Raw genomic sequence first — 20,235 nt, 5'->3', positions numbered from 1 at the left:
ATACTTCCTCGACGCCGACAACGTCACGTTCAACGCCAGCGGCAAGCAAGGAACCGTCACCGTCGACGCGACAGGCGTCAAGCCCGACAACATGTACGTCACCGCCGGCGATTACACATTCGAAGGCGGCGCGATCACCGCGACCGGCGACATCACCATCTCCGGCGGCAAGGCCACATTCGATACGGACTTCGGCGCGACGACCGTCACCGTCGGAAGCGCGGCGACGCTTGGCGTCACCAACCCCCACACCCTGACAGGAGACCTCAACGCCTCAGGGGCGACCCTCAACTTCACGGCCCCCTTGAACGCCCCCTCGGGCACAAAGATCTTAAGCGTCACCGGCAACGCCACGATCCCCAATACCTCGGTCAACGTCGCGATCCCCGGGACCGCTTCGCCGCTTCAGATCGGCGACTTCCTCGTCCTTATTGACGCGGCCGGTTCTCTCGTCGGAAAGCCCCTCACCACCGTGGCTTCCGCCCTCGGTATGCAAGGGGTTACCATCGATTACGAATTTGCCCTTTCCACGACGGCCAAGCAGTTGATCGCGACCTTGCAGGAATCTCCCGCTGCGAACCCCCAGTCAAAATCCCTTTCCGAAGGCTTTGTCAGCGGCGTCGCGGTCATCACCGAGACTTCTGACTTTACGGCCAACGAAGGCATGTCGGCGGCTGTGGACGCCGTGGGCCATGATACGACAGCCATTGACTACAAGGCCTTTGGCGCCGTTGGCGGCGGCAATATCCGCTACAACACCGGCTCCCACGTGGATCTCAAATCCTTCTCGGCCGTGGCCGGTATCGCCAAAGGATTTTCCCTGAAAAAATCTTATCTGACGCTGGGCGCTTTCTTCGAATATGGCTCTGGCTCCTATGATACCTACAATTCCTTCTCGGGCGTGGCTTTCCACGGCGACGGCGACATCACCCATATCGGCGGCGGCATCCTCGGAAAGGCCGAATTCAACAGAACAGACCGCGGTCAGGGATATTTTGAGGGATCCGTAAGAGCCGGAGAGGTCAAGAATACTTATACAAACAAAGACATGAACGTAGGCGGCGTCAACGCCTCCTATAAGGCCAAGTCCTCCTACGCGGGCTTCCACCTGGGAACAGGCTACATCTTCGCGGTAAATCCCAAGGCGGACCTCGATCTCTATACGAAATATTATTTCACGCGGCAGGGAAAAGACGACGTGACGCTGACAACGGGCGATCCCATCCACTTTGACGCGGTGAAATCCAGCCGCGTGCGGGTCGGCGCGAGACTTTCCGGCAAGGGCAAAGTCGTTTCCCCCTATATCGGCGCGGCCATCGAGCGCGAGTTTGACGGTCAGGCAAAGGCGACGGCCTTCGGTCTTCCCATTGACGCGCCTTCCCTCAAGGGCAACACCGGTATCGGCGAATTGGGCCTGACGCTGCGGCCCGCCAAAGCGCCCGGACTCTCCATTAACCTCGGTCTCCAGGGCTACGTGGGCAAGCGCGAAGGCGTGAGCGGCTCCTTCCGTCTCCGCTACGAATTTTAAATCGCCTTTAACCCGGGCTGATGCGGGTTGAGGAATAGAAGTCAAGTCAAGCGAAAGACCGTCGCAACGGGACGGTCTTTTCGCGTGTGGCCCCACCCGAGCCCTTGCCCGCAATAAATCTCCTTCTTCACATTTGTGACAAAAATGATCGATATTTTTATGCTTGACATTTTCTGTGAAATCGGTTATTATAGAATTAGATAGTGAGTGTTCTGTGACAAAATTCATGTTTGTATTTTTTTTTGCCGGAAAAGCTTGACGCTTGGATTGGCAACTGTGGACTACTTGAAAGCTCGTGAAACTTTGGCCGATTACGGCAGGGAAGGTATACCATGAAGAAAAAAGTCGGATTTTTGTATGGCAAAAATAGAAAAAAGCAAATCACAGCGGCGGCCCTGATCCTGGGCGGGATCCTGGGCGGCGCAAGGATACAGGCGGCGGATGTCCGCACGAGCCTGCGGGAATGGATTGAAAACGCCGAAGGCGCTCCTTCGGATTATCCAATCAGCGAATCGGACGCCATCATGAGGGCGGTCCGGTCCTGCGTGGCGGATCCGGGAACGGCGACCCGGCTCGCCCTTCGGGAGAGCGTCAACCGCGCCCGGGCCCTTGATCCCGACGACCCCGCCCGGCTGCCGACGGCTGACGGATCGGGTCTTTCGCGCCTCGGCGAACCTTATGCCCCGGGCTTTGCGGGAATGAATCTGGCCCTCGGCAGACCCATCGTCAGCAGTCTCTTTCCCACGTTTCCCTACCGCTACGGCAGCGTCCATATTTCGGACGTCATGGACGTTGACGGACGGGAAATCGGTCATAACACGTCTTTCGGCGGCGCTTTCGTGATCGGGCGAGGCGCTTTTTTGGCGCTCACGGCGGAAAATGAGGCCCGCTACACGATCACCCGCGCCAAGGGCTATTACGGCGGGGCCATCGCGACCCTGGGCGGGATGTTTTACGGCGAAAACATCGACTTTGTGGATAATCTCGCCGGCGAGCGAAACGGTCTCGGCGGTGGGCTTTTTTCCCAGCTGGGCGGCGTGACGATCCTTTCCGACCCCCGATTTATCAATAATGTCGCGGGAGCGGGAGGCGCGATTTACGCCTATGAGGGGACCCTTATCCTCAATAACGCCAAATTTTATCAAAATCACGCCCATACCTATACCGGCGGCGCAATCTACCTGCGAAACGCCGACGACGTGAATTTTACGCTGGTTTCCGACGAGGGCGGTCATACGATATTCCGCGGCAACCGTTCCTGGGTATCCGGCAGAAATGACGGCGGCGCGCTCTTTGCCGAAAGCGGCGCGAAGATCTCTCTTCTGGGAGACGGCGGCTTCTGGTTCGGCGACGCGGATTCCACGGGCCCCGGAAAAGACCATGTGGATTCGATCTATATGGGAAAGGGCGCAAGCTTTGTCAAAGGCGGAAAAGGGACGTTGCAACTGGTCGGTTCCCATTATATCGATACGTCGGACGGCGGCGCCTTCGAGATCGCGGGCGGAACGCTCCGTATCGTCAATGACGGCGCGGACGGGGGGAACGAAGCCCTCGATTTGTCCACGGGTTCCGTTGCGATCGGAAACGCAGGGGCCGCGGTCACCCTCGCGGGTCAGGGAAAAATCCGCGCTGCCGTGACCGCGTTGGACGCCGCGATCCTTTCCCCCGACGGCGCGCTCCTGGGTCCGGACAATGAGGAAATCGCGTCGGGCAAAGAAACGGGCCGGATTTTGTTTGAGGGAGACGTGCGGGTCAAGGGTCCCGCCGGGCTTTTGGCGGATATCCATGAAAACGCTTACGACAAAATCGAGATCCGGGGAAATTTGGATCTCGGACAAAAGCTGACAGTCAATTCCCATCTTACGCCCGGACTCTCGACAGTTTCCGGCTTTACGGAGACCTACGGCGACGGCGTGGCCTTGATTGAGACCGATGGCGCGATTACCGGCGACAACCCGCGGCAGATCGTCACAAACGCCCAACCCGGCGATTTTGCCGCCAATAAGAAAAAGCTTGTGGCCGTCGTAGACGGCGCTTCTTCCCAAAAGCTGCTTTTGCGGATCGAAGACATCAGGGAACTCATCTGGACAGGCGGAAACGGCGTCTGGGATGTCCTGGGCCAGGCCAACTGGAAAACGGCTCTGTCCGACACGCCGGTCCTCTTTGAAAACGGCGACAGCGTCTATTTTACGGGCCTTGGCGCGGATCTCGTGGAGATCGCTTCAGATTGCGCGGAGCCGGGCAAGGTGGTCGTTACCGGAGGAAATTATACGTTTACAGGCGCGGAGATCAAGACGAAAGAAGGCGTCGCGGTATCAGGCGGCAACGCCGTCTTCGCGACAGACATCCGGGGCAATCTCAGCGTTGGCCCGGGGGCGGGCGCGGGCTTTACCGACACCCGCGCGATTTACGGCGATTTTTCCGCCAGGGACGCGATCTTGAGCTTTTCCGGGGGGAATATCCGTCCGGGCTTTACGTTCGTGACCGTTACAGGGAAAGCCGACATCGACGCCTCCTGCGTGATCGAAGTCTCCCTGGGCAGCGTTTCGGCCCTCGAAAATCCCGAAGACAAATTGATACTGATCTCGGCGGAAACGCTGGCGGGGGATCTCGATGCGTCCGGCATCCGGGCAAAGGCTTCCGCGGGGGGCGTCCTTGAGCGGGATCTGGCCGCCCGCTCAGACAATAAGCAACTCTGGATGCAAAGGGCCGATGTCCCCGGCCATAACGATGAAAATACCGCCGTTTCGGAAAATCCGGCGTCGACCTCTGAAAATTCGGGAAATGCGGGCGTCCGCGCAAAACCCGAAGCGAAATCTCTTTCCACAGGCAATCTTGCCGCCACGGCCCTCCTCAATCAGGGCGGGGACCTGATTCCCGCGGCTCTCCCCCGGGAGTTCAAAAGAGATTTTCAGGCTTTTTCCATTACAAGCGGCGGTCTCAGTCAATACGACGGCGGCGACGCCGGTTTCGAGCTCGGGAGCTTTACGCTCACGGCAGGCGTCACAAAGGGCTTTTCTCTTTCTTCCGCGGACGTCGCGCTGGGCGGCTTCTTCGAATACGGCAAGGGCCATTATGACGCCTGGAATGTTCTGGATCCGGCGGCCACATCTCTGCCTTACGTGACGGCCAAGGGTCGTCTCGACTATGTGGGCGGCGGGGCCCTGGGCCGGGCGAATTTTCCGGTAAAGGCGCCGGGTTCGCTCTATCTCGAAGGTTCCCTGCGGGCCGGGACCGTCAGAAACCGCTACGCCAGCGGCCATATCTTCGCGGAAGGGCTTGCTGCCTCCTATGACGCGAAGACCTGTTATTACGGCTGGCATCTCGGTATCGGAATGGAACAGAGACTCACGGAGAAAACGAATCTCGATCTTTTCGCAAAATATTTCCATGTAAATGAAAAAGGCGCGTCGGCCGCCCTTTCCACGGGGCCCGTCCTCGCCTTTGAAGACGCCGTTTCGGCGCGGATCCGGATCGGCGGCAGGATTTCCTCCAAAAGAAGCGCCCTCCTTCTCCCCTATGCGGCTCTGGCTTGGGAATATGAGACCGAAGGCCTCGTCCGGGCGGATATCGCGGGCTATCCGGTCGGCGCGCCGTCGCTTCGGGGCGGGACCGGCATCGAGGAAGCGGGCGTGCAGCTGACTCCCGCCGGGCACTGGTCCGTGGATTTCGGCATGTTGCTCTACACGGGAAAGCGGCAGGGCGTCACGGGCAATTTCCGCCTGAAATACGCTTTTTAGGCCGGCGCGGCGTTTATTGGTTAGCCTTTGTTTTTTCCAGCGCCTTGGCGCGTAAAATGAGGTTTTCCCGGACGCTTTCGGCAAAGAGGGAAATGTCCCAATGATGCGTATAGCCCAGATCATAGTCGTCTTCCGAGGCGATCTGCTCCGGCGTCAGAAAATCCGCTTCTCCGATATCCACGAGGACAACATCCCCGGAAGACAGCGGACTCTTGACGATTTGGGCGCCGGTCAGACCGGCTTTTCCCACAAGCTTGTCCGATTCAAACCAGCGGAGAAAGGACATGGGGTTTCGCGCCGCTTCCACATAGGCCCGGTCGCTCGTAAAGGTAAGAGGATTTACTGCCCGGGTCGTTTTATCGCCCCAGGTGATCCGGTATTTGTTTTGGACTTCGGATTTCGTCGCCGTATTCCAGGAAACGATGGTATTGACGTCGGTTGGAGACGTCGAGGCCTGGTAAATGGTGCTTTGCAACACCAGATCGGTCAGGCCGATCCCCACGAGGTAAGACGCGATCAACTGACGCTGCTGCGCCTTCGTCACGTAGCGCGGGAGATAGAGGGCCAGAATGGCCGCGTTGGTCACGGAGCCCTGGGAGTGCGAAAAAATCACGAAGGGGCGACCGTGGTTGACGTTTTTCAGATAATAATCGAAGGCGTTCAGCACATCCCGGATCGGGAGCAGACCGTCATTCTGAATATCCTGCCAGAATTGCCTGAGCTTTGCCTCGTCGGTCAGCGTGCCCGGGTTGAGTTGACGGTATTTGGGCATATAGAGATTAAAGGGCGTGTCCTTGAACACCGTATCCACGGCGACGCTCTTGAATTCCGCCACACCCGAGAGGTAGATCTCGTCCTTGATATCGATATAGCGCGGCTTTTCCGCGTCAAAGATCATCGTCGGCGGGATGATAAAGGCGTCGTAGGGCTTTGTGGGCGAATGTTCGAAGAGGGACCAGTTTTCCCTGTCGTCGTAAGATAACCCGTCGGGGTAGGGGGTGAAGGTTTTGCCCCACATGGGCGTATGAAACAGGATGAAAAGCATAAGCATTTGCACCCAGCCCGCGATTCCCAGATCTCTGTTTCGATTTTGCGTTTGCGCGTTCGTTCCCTGTTCTTTGGCTTCTTTCGTCATATTCCTCCCATGGGGCGGGGCCTGCCCGCCCTTTTTCGTCGATCCCGATTTTTCCGTTTGGCCCGCTTTTTCTTATTGTAGCACAAGCTGTTTTTTCATCGGTGTCAACGCAAAGTTTTTTTCTCCATTTTTTATTAAAACAAAAAGGCGGTTATTCCGCCTATTTTACATAATTTGTAGGGGACGGGCTCGCCCGTCCCGATATTTGCCCGTCCCGGGGCTTGCCCGTCCCGTTGATTTCATTTACAAAACTTCGGCAAAATTCGCGGAGAATGTCGCCGCGCCCAGCGCCGGGGCCTTCGTGACCCGCCTGCGGGCCGGCTTTGACGCCTGACGCCCGCGGGAAAGCGGATCATTTCGAACGGAGATATCTGCGAATAAACTGTTTTGATAGACTTTCTAAAAGGCCGGTACCACGCCTCCGTTGTAATTATCAAGGATATATTTCCGGACTTTTTCACTCTGAAGCGCTTTCACAAGCTTTTGCACGTCTTCTTTGTTTTCGTCGCCGGGACGTGAAGTCAAGAGATTGGCGTAGGGCGAATCTTTATCCTCCAGAAACAGCGCGTCTCTGTCGGGTTTGAGCCCCGCGGGGATCGCGTAGTTGCCGTTGATGATTGTCGCGTCGGCGTCGTCGAGGGCCCGCGGCAATTGCGCCGCCTCGAGGGTTTTAAACACAAACTTCTTCGGGTTTTCCACGATGTCAAATTCCGTGGCGTAGAGGTTCGTCGGATCTTTCAGCTTGATCAGGCCTTTGCTGTGGAAAAGAATCAGCGCCCGTCCTTCGTTTGTGGGGTCATTGGGAATCGTAATCGTCGCCCCTTCGGGGATGTCCTCGACTTTCTTGTACTTTTTGGAATAGAATCCCAGAGGCTCCACATGGATCTTTCCGAAGCCCACGAGATTGAGCTTTCTCTCTTCCGCAAATTTGTCGAGATAGGGCTGGGACTGGAAATAATTGAGGTCCAGAGATCCGTCGGCCAAAAGCAGATTGGGCGTTACGTAGTCGTTGATCTCAATGACTTCAAGGTCGACGCCCTGGGCTTTGAGGTCGTCTTTCACGAGATTCAGCAGTTCCGCGTGGGGAACCGGGGACGCGCCGACTTTCAGTTTCCCCGCGAAGGCCGCCAGAGATAGCGTCAGCGCCAGTAACAACAGAATTTTTTTCATTTGTTCCTCCTGATTTTATACCTGGGCCAGGGCCTGTTCAAGGTCGGCCAGGATGTCGTCGATATGTTCGATGCCTACGGAAAGCCGGATTGTGCCGGGTTCGATCCCCTGATCGAGAAGATCCTTTTCCGAAAGCTGACTGTGGGTCGTCGAGGCCGGATGGATCACGAGAGACTTGGCGTCGCCCACGTTGGCCAAAAGCGAAAACAGCTTCAGCGCCTCGATGAATTTCACGCCCGCGTCCCGTCCGCCTTTGAGCTCAAAGGTAAATATGGAGCCAGCGCCCTTGGGGAAATATTTTTCCCGCAGGGCCTTGTAGGGGCTGGAATCCAGACCCGGATAATGGACCGCTTTGACTTTCGGATGCTTTTCAAGGTACTGCGCCACTTTGAGGGCGTTTTCCACATGCCGCTCGATCCGCAGGGACAGGGTTTCCAGACCTTGCAGCAGCAGGAAGGAGTTGAAGGGAGACGCGATGGAACCCGTATCGCGCAAGAGCTTTACGCGAGCCTTCAGGATAAAGGCGGGGGCCCCCAGATCCGCGTACACGAGGCCGTGATAGCCGGGATCGGGCGTATTAAAATTGGGGAATCTCGGATTTCCCTTCCAGTTGAATTTCCCGCTGTCTACCAGCAAGCCCCCGATGGTGGTTCCGTGACCGCCGATAAATTTCGTGGCGGAGTGTACGAGGATATCGATCCCGTGATCAAAGGGTTTGAAGAGGTACGGGGAAAATGTGCCGTCGATAATAACGGGAATTCCGTTTTTGTGGGCAATTTCCACCAATTTCTCGAAATCGAGGATGTCGGCGTTGGGATTGCCGATACTTTCGATAAAGATCGCCTTGGTCTTGTCGGTGATCAGGCCTTGCACCTCATCGAGCTTTCCGGGGTCGAAAAATTTGGCCGTGATTCCGAAATCCTCAATGGTATTGGCGAAAAGATTGTACGTTCCCCCGTAGATATTTTTCGAGGACAGAATCTCGTCGCCCGAGCGAGCCACGGTCAGGATCGCGTAAGTGACGGCGGCCGCGCCCGATGACAGGGACAAGGCGCCGACGCCCCCTTCAAGGGCCGTGATTCTCTGTTCCAAAACGTCATTGGTGGGATTGCCGATCCGCGTGTAAATGTAACCCAATTCCTTGAGCCCGAACAGATTGGCCGCGTGGGTCGTGTTGTGGAATACGTAGGACGAAGTCTGGTAAATGGGGACGGCCCTTGCGGTCGTCGCGGGATCGGGGACCTGCCCCGCGTGGAGTTGCAGTGTTTCGAATTTGTAAGCTGTAGACATGTTTTCCTCCTTGGTTTTCATAAAAAAAATACTTCGGGAAATCTCCAAAGTATTTTTTCCGTTTTATGTGATTTGTTTGACAACCTGGTTATTGCAGCCTTCTAAGATCTCAGGCCCCTGTCAAGACAAGCGGATCGTACTTTTTCAATTTGCGCCGGGCGTTCGTATGCAAAAATCATGTGCATTTCCATACACATGTCCATCATACACATGCAGCCCAAGGCGGCCAAATTGAATCTTGTCGTTGACATAAAGTTTACTCTCCGGATAAGAAATTGTGTTGAACATACTCTATCACAAATGTTTCATTTTTGTCAAATATATAAAATCAATGTCAATCATTTATACTATATATTTTACAATTTACGTGTCCCGTGTTAGAATAGTCAAAAATACCTGAAAAATTGGAGCTTTAAAATGAGTTGTTTTGAAATCACCATTAAATCGGCAGTCATGATGTGCATGTGCATGCGGGTGTGACGCGTATTGTAGAGGATGTTTGAAAATCCGACAATGTGGCGCAAACCCTTTTTGTGAATCCAGCCAAAAAGGGCAGCGCCGGAAACAGCAATTTTGATCCGGTCTGTGACCGGTTTTTTTTATCATCAACCTCGAGGAGGAACAATGCCCATTATTATCCCAGAAAATTTACCGGCAAATAAAATTTTGAAGAGCGAAAACATCTTCGTCATGAGTTACAAGCGCTCGGTCCGGCAGGATATCCGCCCGCTGGAAATCCTGATTCTGAACCTCATGCCCACAAAAATCGAGACGGAAACCCAGTTGTTGCGTCTCTTGGGAAATACCCCGCTGCAGGTGAACGTGACGCTCCTGAGAGTCTCGGGCCACAAGGCGAAAAATACCAGCGAAGACCATTTGACGACCTTTTACAAGGAATTTTCCGATATCGAGGACAGAAAATTCGACGGTTTTATCATTACCGGCGCGCCCGTGGAGCATCTCCCCTTTGAGGAGGTGGAATACTGGGACGAGCTCACAAGAATCTTCGACTATTCCAGTGCAAACGTAACCAATACGCTCCATGTCTGTTGGGGCGCGCAGGCGGCCCTTTACCATCACTACGGAATCGGAAAGCGCCCGCTCCCCGAAAAGAAGTTTGGCGTCTTCCCCTGTACGATCGCGCGAAAATCCAGAAACAAGCTGCTACGAGGTTTTGACGAAATCTTCCTCACGCCCCACTCCCGGCATACCACCGTCGATACTGCCGCCGTGGAAAATGAAAAGCGCCTGACGATCCTTTCCAAAACGGCCGACGGCGACGTCAACATCGTGATCTCCAAAGACCAGAGCCGAATCTTTGTGACCGGACACCTGGAATATGACAGAGATACGCTCAATCGCGAATATCTGCGGGACGTGGAAAAGGGGCTGCCCATCGCGATTCCTCTCAATTATTTCAAGGACGACGACCCCAGGAGAGAGATTCCCGTCCGCTGGCGGAGTCACGCCCATTTGCTTTTTTCCAACTGGCTCAATTATTTCGTCTATCAAGAGACGCCCTACAAAATCGAGCGGATTTAGGGGAAGACCTCGGCGTCACCGCTTGCTGTGACAACGCGTAAGTTAAAAGCGGAGTCGGCTTATCCGTAGAATAGCGCTTGACTTCGGCCCGCCTAAATGTTATACTGGGGAAAATGCAAGTTCCGCAGGTGGTTATTATGAAGAATCAGAAGCGCGCGACCCGTTGGCTCAAGTGGGATGACGCGGCCGTAGGAACCGTAGACGCTTCCGGAAGCGTCACATTTACCGCGCCTGAGTACAACAAAGTGGTCTCCTTTTATACGGGCGGCGCCAAGTACTGGTCTCCCGAGCAATTTATTGATTTTTTGTCCGAGCGCGTCGTAAGCCGGGACCGGCGTGATATCGAACGAATATTATTCCGCTGCGGCCTGTCGCAGTACGACGTGCTCCGTATCGCGGAAATCACTCGCGGCATCCATGCGAAGGATTTGCTCTGGCTGGCAAACGCCGAAGACGAGCAACTGGATTCCGCAATGACGGCTGTGTTTCAGTCGGTATTCCTGCAGAAGATTGACCGACAGGGCGCAAGCGTCGACACGCCCGAAGGATACAATATCAAGCGCTATGGCGTATATCAAGGGCAATACGGCATCTACAAACGCCGGATCAGCCCCCTGACGACAGACGCGGAGTCAGAAGTCGCCGTATATCTGCTCGGCCGAGAATTGGGCGTACCCTGCTGTCCCGCATATCGAACCGGCAGGGATGAAATATTCTCCGCCTTCTTATTCGATTTCTCCAAAGAATATATTGTCCACTTCCGCAGACTGTTTGAAGGTCCTCGCGGCGACAATGAGTACCGAAACCTTCTTATGGTGCGGCCCCGATATAAAGATGATTTCAGCCGCATGATTCTTCTGGATTTCATCACCCGCCAAGACGACCGCCACCTGTCAAATATCGCCATTAAAGTGGGAAAACAGGAGGAATCCTTCTACCCGCTCTATGACAACGGCAGAAGCCTCTTTTACGAGGATACGGAAGAGACCGTCAAAAAGGCCGTCGCGGATCCTGTCACTTACGCGAGTACGTTCGGATACGCCGGCACTTATTGGGATTATGCGCGGGAGATTGCGGAAGAGCGCGGCGGACTCGGTGATCTTGTAAACCTTGACGTCAGTCTCGATGATATCGCGGAAATTTTGAAGCGGGCGGATTTCACCGGCTATCGCTTGGAAGGCGCGCTCCACTGGATCGAAAAGACCATGGAAATGCTGCGGGAACTGCGGTAATTCGGCGTCACCCTATTTTTTCGCGTACACCGTAACGCTTCGAATAATATCCGGATTTTTATGATAACGCTTCAGTTCCGCTTCGCTCAGATTTTCCCGCAAAACCGCCTCCGGAATCTCAATTGCCCGTTCTTTCTGGATTGCAATATTGCGAAATCCCGCCTGCTTTATGATTTGCATATATTCTTCTCTCTCCATGGCGCCCGAGACGCAGCCCGCGTAGAGTTCCGCCGTGGATTTGAGTTGCTCAGGCATTTTCCCTACCGTCACGATATCGGAAATGCTGAAGTGTCCGGCAGGTTTCAAGACCCTGTAAATCCCGGCGAACACGGCCTTCTTGTCCGGCACGAGATTGAGGACGCAGTTGCTGACGATGACATCGGCGGTATTATCCGGCAGCGGGATATTTTCAATATCCCCCTGAATAAACGCCACATTGGTATAGTTGAGCTTTTTCGCGTTGTCTCTCGCCTTCGCGACCATTTCCGGCGTAAAGTCAATCCCAATGACGCGCCCGCTTTCCCCGGTTTCCGCCCGCGCGATAAAGCTGTCGTTTCCCGCGCCGCTGCCGAGATCAACGACGGTATCCCCGGCTTTGATCCCCGCGAATTTCGTAGGCAATCCGCAGCCCAGGCCAAGATCGGCGTCTTCGGCGTAACCTTCCAGTTCGCTGTAATCCTCATTCATCATGATATCGGTTCCGCAGGAAGCGGCGCTTGTGCAGCAAGAATCGCAATCTTCCGCTTTGCCCAAAGCCAGCTTCGCGTATTTTTCTTTAACCGCTTGCTTCAATTCTTCGTTGGTTTTCAAGGTAAATTCGTCTTCCCCTCCCTCCGTTTCGTTCATGCAAGTCAGAATATGCAGGACATCTTTGTCGATATCCGCGCCGAGAGAATAATAAGTCCATTTGCCGGCGGGGCGGCCCCTTACCAGCCTGCAATTACTGAGGATTTTCATATGATGGGACAGCGTGGGTTGCGTGATGTGGAATTTTTCCAGCAATTCGCAGGCGCACAATTCCCCCGCAGAAATGTAATGTAGTATCCGCAGCCGTTTTTCGTCCGACAGGGCTTTGAAGATTTTGGCGTATTCCGTGAATTTTTGTATCATGGCTAACCTCACATAGATAATTATCTATGTGATAGTATAGCAGGTTGTGGGGGGATGTCAAGGGGTTTTTAGGGAAATGCAAAAACGTGTTGATATTTTTCGCGATAAATTATATAATGACTCAGGAGGCTAAGCTATGAATGTTGCATTAAAGAGAATCACCGTAAATATCCCTTGTGACTTGAAAAATCAATTGACAATCTATGTGGAGCAAAAAGTAATTCCTTCGATCACAAGTGGAATCAATACCGCAATTTGTATTTATTTGAAGGAATTAAAAAAGCAGGCCTACATAAAGGCCATGAAGGAAGCCTCATCCGATCCTGAATTTCTTAGGCGAACCATGGAAACGCACAAATTCTATGACAGTTACGCCGAAGATTTACTCGGAGAATAGTAAAAACGAAGCGGGAGGGACCACAAAATGAATAGAATCAACATTATCTGCCTGGGCGTCCGGGACATGAAAAAATCGGTAAAATTCTACCGCGACCTTGGCTTTCAATCCAATGAAACCTCAGACAGCCCGCAAGTAATCTTCTTCAACAGTACTGGCACAAAACTGGAATTATACCCGATTCAGGGACTCGCCGAAGACATTAACGCCGACAGCCCGCCGAAGATATCGGAAGGCTTTCCCGGGATCACCCTTGCCTACAACACCCATAGCGAGGCCGAAGTAAACGAAGTCATCGAGCTCGCCCGAAAAGCGGGCGCCGTCATCGCCAAAGAACCCCAAAAAGTTTTCTGGGGCGGTTACAGCGGCTATTTTCAGGATCCTGACGGCTATTACTGGGAAGTCGCGCACAATCCTTTTAACAAATTTGATGATCAGGATATGCTGATCTTGTAATTTGGCGCCTCATATATCGCAAAGCCTGTTGACAGCGTCAAGAGGAAATGGTATACTTAAGTTAAGCAGGATTATCCGCATGTTAAATTATAGAGCGCCTGTCATAAGAATTCTATATTTGCGAGGTCAGTCATGATGTATCCATTCATGAGCATGAGTGATGGCACAGAAGTTGTACATTCCGATGTCATTATGAACTCCGGAAAGGAAGAAGTCAAAGTATATTTTGAAAAACCGATTCCGGGCGGTTTCCAATCCGCAATGTGCCTGATCCCGAGTTATAAGTGGACAGAAGTGAGCGGTTATTCTCAAAATGATCTGATGGCTTTACTGGACTATTTGAAAACAGTCGCTCATGTCATTATCCGGCTTGCGCGGGAAGGCGGGTTTGAAAATGCCGCAAATCTTTAGAATCGGCCCGTATCTTGTTTTTTTCTGGGCAAACGAAAGCCTGCCCCTTGAACCCGTTCATGTCCACGTGTCGAAAGGAACGCCCAGCGCAAACGCGACCAAGGTATGGATTACGGAAAAAGGCAGCGCGCTTCTTTGTAACAACAATTCACGCATCAGCGAAAAAGAACTTTCCTCTATTTTGGAAATATTGACCGCAAGAAGCGGGGAAATTATCGAAAAATGGCTTGGTTTTTTCGGTACAGTTCATTTTTATTGCTGAGATTTATGCCAATGGCGTCAAAAAGGCGCTTTTTTCTTCTTCATATCACCCAATCATTAAACACATAATTCTCATCGGGCTTGACTACGGCGTCAGGCGCCTTCGCCTTTTTCCGGACAGACTCCGTGATAAAGGCGTTGGACCCGATCACGACCCCTTCCTCGATGACCGTATCTCCCCCCAATATGGTGGCGCCAGCGTACACAACCACATGATCCTGAAGCGTCGGATGCCGCTTCGTACCCCTTAAGGATTCCGCGTCGCGGATCGCCAGAGCCCCCAGCGTCACGCCCTGATACAGGCGCACATGTTCTCCGATAACGGCGGTTCCTCCGATCACGACCCCCGTCCCGTGATCGATAAAAAGCGAAGGCCCGATTTCCGCCCCCGGGTGAATGTCGATGCCCGTCAGATTGTGGGCGTATTCGCTCATGATCCTCGGGATAAAGGGGATTTTCATCAAAAAAATGGCGTGAGCGATCCTGTGCGTCATCAGGGCGAATATCCCGGGATAGGAAAAAATTACCTCCTCGAGGCTTGACGCCGCCGGATCCCCCTCATAGGCCGCCTTGACATCGGCCAGAAGCAGTTCCCGGAGCGCCGGGATTTTTTTTAATATGGCCAGCGCATACTTCCGGGTGGTCTCCGAGAGTTCCGCTTCTTCGTCCTCGGTCTTTTTTCTGTCCAGCAGAAGATTGAGGGCGTTATAGAGCTGGCGGTGCAACTTTTCATAGAGAATCAGCATCTTTTTGCGCGTGGAAAAGGCGGGCGTCTCCAACGGACGCCCGTCCGGTTCGAAATATCCCGGAAACAGGATATCCCGAAAGCGATGCAAAATATCAATGATTTCATCCCGCCGGGGAAAGGCGTCAAGCGACAGATGACTGATCGCCGCCCGCGTTTCGTAACTTTCGAGGATTTCTCCGCACAATTGATCCAGTTCCCTTCCGATATCCCCGCTCATCACGCCCTCCTTGCTTCTCATGATTTCACGCTTATCCCTCAAACAGCGCCGTCGACAAATAGCGCTCTCCCGTATCGGGCAGAATCGCCACAATGACTTTACCCGCGTTTTCCGGCCGTTTGGACAATTCCGTGGCCGCCCAAAGCGCCGCGCCTGAAGAGATCCCCACAAGCAAGCCGTCGGTCTTGGCTACTTCCCGGCCCGCCGCGAAGGCGTCTTCATTTTTGACCGGAATGACTTCGTCATAAATTTTCGTATCGAGCACGTCGGGAACGAATCCCGCGCCGATTCCCTGGATCTTGTGAGGACCCGCTTTCCCTTGGGTCAGGACAGGGGAATCCGCCGGTTCCACGGCGACAATCTTGATTTTGGGGTTCTTGGATTTGAGAAATTCTCCGGCCCCGGTAATGGTGCCGCCGGTCCCAATCCCGGAAACAAGGATGTCCACCTTGCCGTCGCTGTCTTCCCAGATCTCCGGTCCCGTGGTCTCCCTGTGTATTCGGGGATTGGCGGGATTGACAAATTGTCCCGGAACAAAGGAATCGGGCGTCTGCTCCGCCAGTTCTTTCGCCTTTTCGATGGCGCCTTTCATGCCTTTGGCCCCTTCGGTGAGGACGAGCTCCGCCCCGTAGGCCGCCAGCAGTTTTCGCCGTTCGACACTCATGGTTTCGGGCATGGTGAGGATGATCCGGTAACCCCGGGCCGCGGCCACGGAAGCCAGTCCGATACCGGTATTGCCGCTGGTGGGCTCGATAATGACCGAATTCTTTTTAAGTTCGCCTTTCTCTTCGGCCTCCTTGATGATGGCCCAGGCGATCCTGTCCTTAACGCTCCCGGCGGGGTTGAAATACTCCAGTTTCCCGACAATGGGCGTCGTGAGGCCTTTCCCCTGGGAATAATTCCCCAATTCCAGAAGCGGCGTCCTTCCGATCAAATCCGTGAGACTCTTTGCGATTTTTGCCATTTTGTTACCTCCTATGGATTTATAAAAAAAATACCTTGGGAAATCTCCAAAGTATTTTCAGTTTGCGTTGGTTTTTCGCTTTTGCCGGCAAACGGGGCCTGTCCGGGCAATCTTTCAACACTTTTTCAATTTGCGCCATTGCGGTATGCGGAAAAAACATGTGTCCATACACATGCCCATCATGCAACAACAGCACGCCTCGCGGCTGAAAAAAGCCCTTTTCATTAAAAACTTACCCCCAAAGTAAGAAATAGATGTTGACATAATCTACCATTTCTTAGTGTTTTAGTCAAATATAAAATATCAATGGTTTTCATATATCAGGTGAATAATTATGGCTGGTTCTCTGCGTCTCCGTGCGCAAATCCCTTTTCCCGCATTTCCAACAGCAATTCTTCCGCAAGATAGCCGTCGCTTCTGCAGTGCATATCCGACAGTCCATGGGCCATGGCGTAATGTGTTTCCGACAGATAGAAAAACTCCAGGGCTTCACGCAGAGATAGACCCGCCATCACAGAAAATTGCTCGATAACCCGTACATACTTGTGCTGGAGGAGAAATTTATTTGCCCTCACAGGATCACCTCGCTTTTTATAAAATGCAGATAAAGATCAATGGCTTTCTGATTTGAGAAACAGTATTGGAGATTTGGTTCTTCATAGCGCAGATGTTCAATTGCCGTCACTTTATCGGAATAGCCGTTAAAATAGGCTTCCAGTTCATCAAACACGCGGTCGTTGGCGACGCTTCCGATGATCAAATCATATTCATGGGTCTTTCCGATGCCGAGACGGCATAAGGTAATAAAATCAAGCCATTCTTCGCTGTATTTCGGAAATTCAAGAACACGTAAATTTTCTCTTGCCTTTGCTTCATCAAACTCATACTGAGAAACAACTCTTTTGCCATATTTGCGAATGAAACGTTCCGTCCATTTGACGGCTTGCTTCTTGTGAGGAGTTGTGTAAAAACCACGACCGAAATCAAGCCTTGCCCGGCCATACCAATAATCGGGATGAATGATTTCGGTGTAGGAACCATGGTAGAGAATCATTGAATCAATCCTTCCTTTTTCAACAAGTCAACTACTTCTTCTACAACGTATTCCTTGCTTTGCGTATGAAGCGTGTCGTAATACTTAAGAATATAGTCGTCCAGGAGGTTTCCCTTTCCGGTCAGCAATTTATATGCATCCGAATCATCAATATGCAAATATTCCGCTATCCCTGAAATGCAAAACGTCGCAAAGAGCAGTGTATCCTCATTCATTTTTATTGCTTGCTCATTCATCACTCGAACCTCCTGTAGAACATCTTTTCCCGATTATAGCACTTTTTGCATGAAAAAACAATAGAATCCGCTTCATTTCTTCTTATCCGTTTTCTCTAGCATCTTGCTGATCGGCGAGTTGCAGAGCGAGCCTCCGATGCAGTGACATTCGTCGTCTTCGGCGCCGACGTCAACGATAAGTTCCACATAGCGGGACGGATCGTCAGGTGCTGAATTCTTCAAGGTTTTTACCTGCTTTGTTTTGGGCGGCGCCTTTACGGCCGGTTCTTCCTTCTACATAGGAACTGATCATGAAAATCTCGCCGTCTTCATAACAAGTTTTTTCGACTTTTTTCATTCCTTCTCACTCTCCATGGGCAGATATCAGACCCAGTTTACCGCTTCCGAAAGCAAAAGTTCCTTGTAGTACCTTTCTTTTTATAACAATACAGCAGAAAATCGCGCAAGTAACTCAGGATCGTTTCTAACGATTTCGCGCTTAAATGCGGCGAAAGGCGACGAACGGTCTATCTCTTGCATGATCAACGCATCATATGTAGAATTTCCGGCGTTTTCCGTATAGCTAAGGAAAACGTTGACTTTTTTTTGCACTTTCCCGCGCAATTTGGCGCATTTCACGCGCCAGTTGACGCTTGCTCCTGTTGCGTTATATATGCGATTCAACAAGGCTACTGTCTCTTGTGTATCAAGCTCCCCATCTAAGGGTTCGACCGCAATCCATCTGTCGTCAAGGGACAGCCGGATTTTTTGTTCCGGATCTATTACCGTCGGATTTATGATGTTTTCATAGGCGTTCCCTTTTAACGCGTTACAATGATTTTTACAGGCAGGCAAGAGATTGTCCCAGCCAAACGCATACTCCGGTTCGGAATACTTTGACTGGGGTTTGATATGGTCGACATTCAGTTCCGATTCACTGTCCTCGCAGATATAGCACTTGTTGTGAGAATCGTTTATGAGTTGCTGAAAAACATCGGTGCCGCGCTTCCATTCGTTGGATGAGGCAAATACCTTGCCCGCATATCTGAGAGATTTCTCAATCTTGACCATTGACATCGCCTTCTTTCTCAAATTGAGCGATTTGATACGCTAAAGTCTTGGCGGACGCCGGAATCAGGCTCAGCTTTACTTTAAGCTTGGCGCGCTCAGTTTTCTCATCCGGAGTCAACCGGCCCTTATGGCAGAGTTCCTTGTATCGGGCAAACTCACGCTCGAAAGTCGTGGAATATCCGCTGATATCGTAAAATCCCTCTACGATGTCTTCGTATGAGTAGCTTGTCAAGGGACTGTCGCTGCTGTCAAGTCGTGCCCCGTTGGTGTCCTGCCCCAAGGATTGTAATGCAGCGGCTTTCTCCAGATCGAACACCACCGCGTTATCGATTGATGTAATTACGAAGGGCGAATGGGTCGCGACGATAAATTGCACGTTGGGGAACATTTTGGTCAGGAACGGTAAAGCCCGTTTCTGCAATTCAACATGCAGGTGCGTCTCAATTTCGTCGATAAGGACGATTGCGGGAGCGGAAAAGTCGACCACGCCGCTGCCGTCGTCAATTCTGAGGAGCAACTCCATAAAAATATTGAGGTATGCCGCATAGCCGTCAGACATCTGATTCAGGGCAAAGGGATCAAGTCCCGGCATACTTATGATGAAGTCTTTTTTTCCGGCATCGTAGAGTAGTTCTAACTCGTTGCAAGCGTAGATCTCACGAAGAATCTCCACAAAATTGCTGAACCATTTCTCAATAATCTCTTTTTCCTGTTGTGAACGCGGGTATGCCGCTTGCAGTTTCAGATTGTTCAAGTATTTATAGATTTCTGCAACCATGGGCTTGTCTAAAGGCGGTTTTGCGGTAACATCATAGACTTCCAAAGTTTTTGGAGGGGTGATCTCGGGTACTCTGAAAGTGCGAGCGGGAATATAAACAGCGATAACTTTTGCCCAATCGGAAACCGACACGTCAGGCTCAAAGCCAACGCCAATTTTTGCGCTGTCGCTATATTGTGACAGCTGGAGTTTTTCTCCATTCCTCCCGTAATTTATTGCCTTTTTGAGCCGATCCCTTATGGCCTCAAGCAGGCTTGTCTTGCCGCTGCCGTTTTTGCCAGTCAGTATCAAGTGCTTGCGCTCTGTCTCGGACAATTCTATGCCAAGGTTCTTGATATTGCGAACCTTGTCGACGTGAATCTTCGTGATAAATAAATCCTGCATGGCTATTCCTCCTCGATTTTCGGCATCACAATCGTTTTGCTGGCATCAGCAAAATGCTCCAAAACCGTGAATCCGCTGTTTTTACATGCAAGCATGGCAAGTTTGGCATATGACCAAATTATGATTTTCCAAAAAAAAGCCTGCCTTACCCATTTTGCAAGCCGATCCGGTACACTCTAATCTTATCACGCCAAGGGATTTTTGTCAATTCCACAGAAAAATTTCACAGATTGCTCCGGAAAGCCCTTAAAAACTTCCGCTATTCCGATCGAACAGAAAAAATCAAAAAATCCTTGCCATAAACCACAAAAAATGCTATAATAACCTCGGAAATTGAAAGACAAACAGAATAAACCATCAAGAGAGATCGAGGGAAAGGCCCGGTGACGTCTCAGCAACCTGCACTGAAAGAAGAGCGTGGTGCTAAATCCTTGCAGATGGGGAAATAAGCCGTAATTTGAGTTGGACTCCCTTTCTGCGCGCAGAGAGGGATTTTTGTTTTCCCGGCTCATAAAAAGCCATCAACACATCA

General features: G+C 52.1%; 20 protein-coding genes and 1 riboswitch. Of the genes, 8 read left to right on the top strand and 12 right to left on the bottom strand.

What is annotated here, in order from left to right; genetic code table 11:
* A partial coding sequence (locus tag LBQ97_00100; protein ID MDR1831124.1) for an autotransporter outer membrane beta-barrel domain-containing protein occupies positions 1-1,528 on the top strand: 1,528 nt, incomplete at its 5' end.
* A 332-nt stretch (positions 1,529-1,860) separates the two neighbouring features.
* Positions 1,861-5,268: a hypothetical protein gene (locus LBQ97_00095; protein MDR1831123.1), complete on the top strand. Its 3,408-nt coding sequence runs from the start codon at positions 1,861-1,863 to the stop codon at positions 5,266-5,268.
* A 13-nt stretch (positions 5,269-5,281) separates the two neighbouring features.
* On the opposite strand, the gene LBQ97_00090 is transcribed toward LBQ97_00095, so the two are convergent.
* The 3 genes from LBQ97_00090 to LBQ97_00080 all read right to left on the bottom strand — a co-directional run bounded on the left by LBQ97_00090 (position 5,282) and on the right by LBQ97_00080 (position 8,863).
* On the bottom strand, positions 5,282-6,403 hold the full coding sequence (locus LBQ97_00090; protein ID MDR1831122.1) for a DUF3089 domain-containing protein: 1,122 nt from the start codon (positions 6,401-6,403) through the stop codon (positions 5,282-5,284).
* Positions 6,404-6,802: 399 nt separating this feature from the next.
* Positions 6,803-7,573, bottom strand: a complete 771-nt coding sequence (locus tag LBQ97_00085; GenBank protein MDR1831121.1) for a MetQ/NlpA family ABC transporter substrate-binding protein — start codon at positions 7,571-7,573, stop codon at positions 6,803-6,805.
* A 15-nt stretch (positions 7,574-7,588) separates the two neighbouring features.
* Positions 7,589-8,863 (bottom strand): O-acetylhomoserine aminocarboxypropyltransferase/cysteine synthase, encoded by a 1,275-nt coding sequence (locus tag LBQ97_00080; GenBank protein MDR1831120.1) that lies wholly within the window; start codon positions 8,861-8,863, stop codon positions 7,589-7,591.
* 624 nt (positions 8,864-9,487) lie between these two features.
* On the opposite strand from LBQ97_00080, the gene metA reads away from it, so the two are divergent.
* Positions 9,488-10,405 carry a homoserine O-succinyltransferase gene (metA, locus tag LBQ97_00075; GenBank protein ID MDR1831119.1) on the top strand — a complete coding sequence of 306 codons (918 nt, stop codon included), beginning with the start codon at positions 9,488-9,490 and terminating at the stop codon, positions 10,403-10,405.
* Between the two features lie 137 nt (positions 10,406-10,542).
* Entirely contained in the window at positions 10,543-11,637 is a 1,095-nt protein-coding gene (locus LBQ97_00070; GenBank protein MDR1831118.1) for a hypothetical protein, read from the top strand.
* A 12-nt stretch (positions 11,638-11,649) separates the two neighbouring features.
* Here the strand turns inward: LBQ97_00070 and arsM are convergent, their stop codons facing one another.
* Positions 11,650-12,747 (bottom strand): arsenite methyltransferase, encoded by a 1,098-nt coding sequence (gene arsM, locus LBQ97_00065; protein ID MDR1831117.1) that lies wholly within the window; start codon positions 12,745-12,747, stop codon positions 11,650-11,652.
* A 136-nt stretch (positions 12,748-12,883) separates the two neighbouring features.
* Between arsM and LBQ97_00060 the strand changes: the two genes are divergently transcribed.
* The 4 genes from LBQ97_00060 to LBQ97_00045 all read left to right on the top strand — a co-directional run bounded on the left by LBQ97_00060 (position 12,884) and on the right by LBQ97_00045 (position 14,273).
* On the top strand, positions 12,884-13,144 hold the full coding sequence (locus LBQ97_00060; protein ID MDR1831116.1) for a hypothetical protein: 261 nt from the start codon (positions 12,884-12,886) through the stop codon (positions 13,142-13,144).
* A gap of 27 nt (positions 13,145-13,171) precedes the next feature.
* Complete coding sequence (locus LBQ97_00055) at positions 13,172-13,600, top strand: VOC family protein (GenBank protein ID MDR1831115.1); 429 nt, start codon at positions 13,172-13,174, stop codon at positions 13,598-13,600.
* 132 nt (positions 13,601-13,732) lie between these two features.
* Positions 13,733-14,011 carry a hypothetical protein gene (locus LBQ97_00050; protein ID MDR1831114.1) on the top strand — a complete coding sequence of 93 codons (279 nt, stop codon included), beginning with the start codon at positions 13,733-13,735 and terminating at the stop codon, positions 14,009-14,011.
* Positions 13,995-14,273 carry a DUF4160 domain-containing protein gene (locus LBQ97_00045; GenBank protein MDR1831113.1) on the top strand — a complete coding sequence of 93 codons (279 nt, stop codon included), beginning with the start codon at positions 13,995-13,997 and terminating at the stop codon, positions 14,271-14,273. The genes LBQ97_00050 and LBQ97_00045 overlap by 17 nt, the downstream gene beginning before the upstream one ends.
* A 40-nt stretch (positions 14,274-14,313) precedes the next feature.
* Here the strand turns inward: LBQ97_00045 and LBQ97_00040 are convergent, their stop codons facing one another.
* The 8 genes from LBQ97_00040 to LBQ97_00005 form a co-directional block, all read right to left on the bottom strand.
* Positions 14,314-15,258, bottom strand: a complete 945-nt coding sequence (locus tag LBQ97_00040) for a serine O-acetyltransferase (protein MDR1831112.1) — start codon at positions 15,256-15,258, stop codon at positions 14,314-14,316.
* Positions 15,259-15,268: 10 nt separating this feature from the next.
* Entirely contained in the window at positions 15,269-16,201 is a 933-nt protein-coding gene (gene cysK, locus LBQ97_00035; protein ID MDR1831111.1) for a cysteine synthase A, read from the bottom strand.
* Between the two features lie 332 nt (positions 16,202-16,533).
* Positions 16,534-16,713, bottom strand: coding sequence for a hypothetical protein (locus LBQ97_00030; protein MDR1831110.1), 180 nt, complete (start codon positions 16,711-16,713; stop codon positions 16,534-16,536).
* A 59-nt stretch (positions 16,714-16,772) separates the two neighbouring features.
* The gene (locus LBQ97_00025; protein ID MDR1831109.1) at positions 16,773-17,255 is read right to left on the bottom strand and encodes a DUF3990 domain-containing protein; all 483 of its coding nucleotides are present in this window, start codon (positions 17,253-17,255) and stop codon (positions 16,773-16,775) included.
* Positions 17,252-17,491 (bottom strand): DUF3791 domain-containing protein, encoded by a 240-nt coding sequence (locus LBQ97_00020; protein MDR1831108.1) that lies wholly within the window; start codon positions 17,489-17,491, stop codon positions 17,252-17,254. The genes LBQ97_00025 and LBQ97_00020 overlap by 4 nt, the downstream gene beginning before the upstream one ends.
* Before the next feature lie 72 nt (positions 17,492-17,563).
* Complete coding sequence (locus LBQ97_00015) at positions 17,564-17,713, bottom strand: hypothetical protein (protein MDR1831107.1); 150 nt, start codon at positions 17,711-17,713, stop codon at positions 17,564-17,566.
* 195 nt (positions 17,714-17,908) lie between these two features.
* Positions 17,909-18,541: an HNH endonuclease gene (locus LBQ97_00010; protein ID MDR1831106.1), complete on the bottom strand. Its 633-nt coding sequence runs from the start codon at positions 18,539-18,541 to the stop codon at positions 17,909-17,911.
* Positions 18,528-19,703: an AAA family ATPase gene (locus LBQ97_00005; GenBank protein MDR1831105.1), complete on the bottom strand. Its 1,176-nt coding sequence runs from the start codon at positions 19,701-19,703 to the stop codon at positions 18,528-18,530. The genes LBQ97_00010 and LBQ97_00005 overlap by 14 nt, the downstream gene beginning before the upstream one ends.
* Positions 19,704-20,054: 351 nt before the next feature.
* Positions 20,055-20,147: riboswitch (SAM riboswitch) on the top strand.
* The last annotated feature ends 88 nt before the right edge of the window (positions 20,148-20,235 follow it).

Source organism: Fusobacteriaceae bacterium, from assembly GCA_031272775.1.
In the GTDB taxonomy this organism is placed as follows: domain Bacteria; phylum Fusobacteriota; class Fusobacteriia; order Fusobacteriales; family Fusobacteriaceae; genus JAISST01.
Note: the sequence above shows the minus strand (reverse complement) of the source record. Positions and strands in the feature narration are given on the sequence as shown.